This is a genomic window from Mesorhizobium sp. M7A.F.Ca.CA.001.10.2.1, from assembly GCF_003998575.1.
Lineage (GTDB): Bacteria > Pseudomonadota > Alphaproteobacteria > Rhizobiales > Rhizobiaceae > Mesorhizobium.
Map to the genome: position 1 here is coordinate 1 of NZ_RZQY01001110.1, position 1,034 is coordinate 1,034.

Here is a 1,034-nt window from a genome sequence, read left to right on the forward strand (position 1 = left end):
GCTCCGGCCGTCCGGCCGGTCCCGGCGGACCGGGCGGGCTCGACCAGGTGGCGCGTCCGCTCGCGGAAAAGGACCTTGCGGCACTTGTGGCGCATCTCAGCGGTGCCCGCGCGATTTCGCCGGCCTCGCAAAAGCAGGTCCGCGTCATCTTCGGCACCGAGAGCCTGACCTCGGGCGTCACCGGCACCGACAGCGCCTATCTCGATGCGCGCGACTGGAAGCTGGTGTCGGGCCGCCCGTTCAGCGATTCCGAAACCCGCTCGGGCACAGGCGTGTGCCTGATCGGCGAGACCGTGCGCCAGCAGTTCTTCGGCGCCGGCGATCCCGAGGGCGAGATCATCCGCGTCAACCGCACCTCCTGCAAGATCATCGGCCTGCTCGAGCCCAAGGGCTATACCGGCTTCGGCCAGGACCAGGACAATGTCGTGCTGATGCCGCTGCATGCCTATCAGCGCCGCATCGCCGGCAACCGCGACATCGACAACATCTACATCGCCGCCGACGACCGCACGCCGACCAGCGAGTTGCAGCCGCGCGTCGAGGACATCTTGCGAGACGCGCGCCGCATCACGCCCGACCGCGAGAGCGATTTCGCCATCCGCGACATGACCCAGATCGCCGACGCCATGGCCAGCGCCACAACCACCATGACCGGCATGCTGGGCGCGGTGGCCGGCGTCAGCCTTTTGGTCGGCGGCATCGGCATCATGAACATCATGCTGGTGTCGGTCACCGAACGCACCCGCGAGATCGGCATCAGGCTGGCCATCGGCGCGCATGAAAAGCACATCCTCATCCAGTTCCTGGTCGAGGCCACGGTGCTGTCGCTGCTCGGCGGCATTATCGGCATCCTGATCGGGCTGGCGCTGGCCGGCCTCGCCGCGGTGACGCTGACCATCCCGTTCGCGCCGAGCCCGGCGGTGATCCTGCTCGCCGTCGGCTTTTCCGCCCTGATCGGCATGGTGTTCGGCTTCTTCCCGGCATTGCGCGGCGCCAGGCTCGATCCGATCGACGCGCTAAGGCACGAGTAGGGC

1 protein-coding gene is annotated in these 1,034 nt (G+C 68.0%); it reads left to right on the forward strand.

Features of this window, described 5'->3' with window-relative positions:
• On the forward strand, window positions 1-1,031 hold a 1,031-nt coding region (locus tag EN964_RS35480), incomplete at its 5' end, for an ABC transporter permease (RefSeq protein WP_127277515.1).
• Window positions 1,032-1,034: the final 3 nt, after the last annotated feature.